The organism is Streptococcus sp. 121 (assembly GCF_016458205.1).
In the GTDB taxonomy this organism is placed as follows: domain Bacteria; phylum Bacillota; class Bacilli; order Lactobacillales; family Streptococcaceae; genus Streptococcus.
On record NZ_JAEMED010000067.1, the window covers coordinates 1 to 4,388 of the forward strand.

A 4,388-nucleotide genomic window follows, 5' to 3' on the forward strand; every position below is an offset into this window, starting at 1 on the left:
ATCACGGAGTAACGCATGTCTTTTTGGAAAGTACTGGACAATACTGGATTCCTGTCTTTAATATTTTTTCTGAATCTAGTTTGGAATTCTCCTTGGCACATCCACAACGAGTCAAAAATGTTCCGGGTCGGAAAACAGATATGAAAGATGCCGAATGGTTAGCACAACTGGGCCGCTGTGGTTTAATTGAATCATCCTATTTACCCACACCTGAAGTTATGGAGCTTCGCCTACTAACTCGAAGATATCGGTCCTATAAAGAGAGCCTTACTCAGATTAAAAATGAGATTCATAATCTTCTTCAGAAATCCAATATTAAATTAACAAGCTTTCTTTCTGACATATTTTCAAAAACCGGTCATGCTTTACTGGAATTATTCATAAACGGAGAAGTCATTGATGAAGAGAGTGTTAGAGCTTGTATGCACGGCCGTGTCAAAGCTCAAGCTATAGACTTGGTTGAAGCCATGAATGGAAAGCTCTCCAGCGAGGACTGTTTTCTCATGTCACAAAGTCTAATACAATATCGCATGATACAGAGTCTCATTGAGGATTTGGATCAGCATATTAAATCCTATATAAATAAACACTTCCCCGAAGAATATCAATTATTAATGACTGTACCTGGGATGAGTGAAAATGCAGCAGCTGTTATTTTATACTCTTTTAGTTTATCTTTTATTACTGTGTTAGCTCGTCTTGCCGTACTTCAGTACTGTCTACGACTCGCCACCTTGTACTAAAAGTAAACTAAAAGACTATAGCGGAAATTGGTCCTGATGTAGATGCATTTCCAACAGATGGACACCTAGCCTCATGGGCTGGTCTATGTCCAGGTTCCTATGAAAGTGCTGGTATTAAAAAATCCTCGCGAATAACGCAAGGAAATAAATACTTAAAACATGCCTTAACGATCTCGGGTATGATAGCAGGTCACTCCAAAGATCCAGCTTTCTCATCTTTATACAATCGAGTTTCCCAAAGAGGAAGTAAGATGAAGGCTGTTATCGCTTGTGCTCATAAGATACTAAGAATTGTCTACAAACTTTTGAAAACACATCAAACTTATGAAGCAGCAAAAGCATTAGGGATGCGGCAACACCCTTAAGACATTTTTAAATATGTTCACCTTAAGTATAACACAGATAGTGTTTTTTTGCGCTTTTTTACTGTGTTATTTTCAAATAAAAGACTATACTTGGAAGATCCTCGGCGTTTAAGTGAGGTGCTGGGACAGGAACTACGGCGTTTCCATGAGCTAGATGTTGATGGTTGTCCGGTTATGCACAGGACGGAGACTTTTCTGGACCTGACTGAAAGGAACTATCGGTTAGGGCACTTCAATCCAACTTTATTCGAATCTTCCTTTTCTTTTTCTTCCGCAGAGGAGGCCTATAAAGTACTGCAAGATGGTAACAATCTGTTTCAAAGTCGTGTGCTTCTGCACGAGGATTATTGCCTTCCCAATGTGATGTTGCAGGATTGGCGGCTGACGGGCTTCATTGATGAGGGAACCGGAGGTGTGGGTGATCGGAATATGGATCTCTTTTGTGGGATTTGGAGTCTCAACTTTAACCTTCAAACCAATGAGTTCGCGGATCGTTTTTTGGGATGCTTATGGCCGTGATGTTGTCAACCTGAGCTATTTTCTGTGATTGCGGCGGCAGAGGTCTTGGTCTAAAAGAAGGTGTGTGTAACCAGTTAATAGACTGAGACAATGTTTGTGTAAGCCTTTTCAAAACCTGCTAATTTTTGTATAATATATTGTGAAAAAAGATTCAAAAAGTGAGGAATTGTTATGGCCGCAGAAAATAGTTTAATGTCTATCTTAAAAAAGGGTATTTTGAAAAAAGAAGACTTGTATGATACAAGCTATTGGGCTTATGCGTTGAGATCGATTTTGGCCAGTGTCTATTTGGCGGTTGGAATTGCTATTTCGATGTTTACAGCTGATAAAATGAATCAATTCGTTCCTGGATTGGGCAGGTTTGGATATGGTCTTCTTTTTGGATGGGGGCTCTTAATTCTGCTTTACATGAATACCGAATTGGGAACTTCAAATATGATGTATATGACAGTAGCTACCCATCGAAAGTTACTGACTCCTAAAAAAGCATTGAAAATCCTAGCCACCTGTATAGGATTTAATTTTATTGGGGCTATCATCGTAGCATTCTTCTTAAGTCAAACTTCTCCGTTTTTAATGGAGAGTCGTTTCTTAGTGGAGGGAACAGTGGCGAAATTGGCTAAGAGTCCCTGGGTTTTATTTATGGATGGTGTTTTTGCAAATATTATTGTGAACATCTCCGTCTTTTGTTATTTACGAATGAAGGATGATGCAGGGAAACTGATATCTGTTGCCTTTATTATGTATATTTTCGCATTCTTTGGTTTTGAGCATGTCATTGCGAATTTTTCTATATTCTTTTTATCGATTTTTACAACTGGTGGTGCTGTTGAAGGGATGACACTGACTAGAGTTCTGATGAATTTCCTCATGTCAGGTTTGGGAAATTTCGTTGGTGGAGGTCTTGTTATCGGCTTATTGTATAGCTGGTTGAATGAGCAGTCGGATCTTTATGTGGATTAGATGAAACTTTTAGGTATTGAATTGTATTTGGTATTCTCACAGTCAGGCTAGAATCCAGAGTGTACTGATTTTACACGGGAAAAGAATACTCGGTTCGTTGTGTTCGAAGAATGAGCTCTAAACTTTCGAATTTTCTAGGGCAAGCTAGGAGAAAATAGGCTATCTTTATTTTAGGGTGAATGATTGTTTTACATTCCCAATTGACCTTGATCCCAGGCTATCGATAATTAGACTTCCTGCAAAACAGTGACGGAACTTGAGATTCATCGGAGTTATCATTTGAAAAAAGACTGAGTCACAAAAAGTCACAAGATATTTCAGTGTGGTTATGCGCTATTTCCTGCTGTGAAATTGGATCACATACATTGGTTCCGCAGGAAGTCCATTGTTTAGATCAAGTCTCTTTAGTTGTCTCTTCTTCTTTGTCATGCTATCCTGTAAATCAACTAGAAGGAAGAGGTTCTAATTTTCCCTTATGAAAAAATGGAAAAAGGTGTTGCTGGCAGCTTTGGCTTTGGTAAGTCTGGGTGCTGGTTGTCTTGTAAATAAGGAGGTCGCTGCGGTGGAGAAGTTTACGTTTCCGGCGGAGGATGAGAAGCACGAAGGGACTTGGCTGACCTGGCCGCATGCTAAGACTTATGGAAAGGCTTACCAAAAAGCCGTTGAGCCTATTTGGGTTCAGATGGCCGAGTCCCTGCATACAGGTGAGAAGGTGCACATCATGGTCTACGATGAGCAGGAAGAAGCGCGTGTTCACGCGCTTCTGGAGAAGGAAGGCTTGGATATGAGTCAGGTTGACTTTTTGGTTGTGCCTAGTGATGATGTCTGGTCTCGTGATACGGGTCCGATGTACGTACGGGACGAAGCAGGGGAGTTGCGGATTGTCGATTTCGGTTTTAATGGCTGGGGGGGGCAAGATGGAGTCCGCAAATGACGATGTCATTCCCCAGCGTGTGGCAGAGGCCAAGGGGTACTCTCGCCTAGACGTAGCAGACTTTGTCTTGGAAGGTGGTTCGGTTGAGTTGGACGGTCACGGGACTGCTCTGCTCACGCGCAGCGCTGTCCTGAATGAGAATCGGAATCCTGGTATGAGCCAGGAAGAGGCGGAAGCCTACATGACTCAGTATCTGGGCGCTGCGAACTTTATCTGGTTAGATGGGGTCAGTGGTGAAGATATTACCGATGCCCATATTGATGCTATTGCCCGTTTTGTGGATGACAAGCGGATGGTAGCAGTGAGCAAAGCCGATTTTTTTGATTTATATGAAGGAATTAAAAGGAAGGATTTAGAGATTCTTTATGCGGCTCAAAATGCAAAAGGTGAGGCGTACGCAATTACCGAGTTGCCCCTGACCAAGAAAAACGTGAAGGGGCTCGACTACAAGGGCAGCTATGTCAATTTCTACGTGGGGAATGAGGTTGTCTTGGTACCAATCTATTCCGATGCGAATGACCAAGAAGCCATGGACAAAATTCAAAAACTTTACCCGGATCGGGAAGTGGTTGGAATTGACGTCAGCAAGCTTTACAAAAAAGGCGGGATGATCCACTGTGTGACCCAGCAACAGCCACAACCATAAGATAGGTAAGTATCTTATTAAATTAAGATATAATCCCGAGTTTATCACTTTAAAAAAGACAAAAGATAGCTAACCCCTTGGGGGACAAGGCGTTTGGCTATCTTTTTTAATTATTTTCGTGTTGTATATGAACCTCTAGCATAATTTCTTAATTCCTCGAACTTCACAACTCCCTTTGTCCAGTCAATTCCAAGAAGCTTATTTAACTCCTGCATATC

5 protein-coding genes and 1 pseudogene are annotated in these 4,388 nt (G+C 41.4%); all 6 read left to right on the plus strand.

All coding sequences use genetic code 11. The features are described 5' to 3' along the window. Positions 1–743, plus strand: a 743-nt coding sequence (locus JEQ21_RS10075) for an IS110 family transposase (protein WP_233340879.1), incomplete at its 5' end; no start/stop codon positions are given. A 26-nt stretch (positions 744–769) separates the two neighbouring features. Next, positions 770–907 (plus strand): annotated as a pseudogene (locus tag JEQ21_RS10350) (transposase); the annotation flags it as partial. 291 nt (positions 908–1,198) lie between these two features. Then, positions 1,199–1,627 carry a phosphotransferase gene (locus JEQ21_RS09570; protein ID WP_199365292.1) on the plus strand — a complete coding sequence of 143 codons (429 nt, stop codon included), beginning with the start codon at positions 1,199–1,201 and terminating at the stop codon, positions 1,625–1,627. Positions 1,628–1,798: 171 nt separating this feature from the next. After that, on the plus strand, positions 1,799–2,590 hold the full coding sequence (locus JEQ21_RS09575; RefSeq protein ID WP_233340881.1) for a formate/nitrite transporter family protein: 792 nt from the start codon (positions 1,799–1,801) through the stop codon (positions 2,588–2,590). 475 nt (positions 2,591–3,065) lie between these two features. After that, a complete protein-coding gene (locus JEQ21_RS10150; RefSeq protein WP_199365293.1) occupies positions 3,066–3,524 on the plus strand; it encodes an agmatine deiminase family protein in 459 nt (152 codons plus the stop codon). Then, positions 3,508–4,170 carry an agmatine deiminase family protein gene (locus tag JEQ21_RS10155; protein ID WP_199365294.1) on the plus strand — a complete coding sequence of 221 codons (663 nt, stop codon included), beginning with the start codon at positions 3,508–3,510 and terminating at the stop codon, positions 4,168–4,170. Before JEQ21_RS10150 ends, JEQ21_RS10155 begins: the two co-directional genes overlap by 17 nt. Positions 4,171–4,388 lie beyond the last annotated feature (218 nt).

Excerpts from the sequence above, each read along its gene's own strand:
- JEQ21_RS09575 (WP_233340881.1), top strand. The coding sequence starts at position 1,799 with ATGGCCGCAGAAAATAGTTTAATGTCTATCTTAAAAAAGGGTATTTTG.
- JEQ21_RS10150 (WP_199365293.1), top strand. The coding sequence starts at position 3,066 with ATGAAAAAATGGAAAAAGGTGTTGCTGGCAGCTTTGGCTTTGGTAAGT.
- JEQ21_RS10155 (WP_199365294.1), top strand. The coding sequence starts at position 3,508 with ATGGAGTCCGCAAATGACGATGTCATTCCCCAGCGTGTGGCAGAGGCC.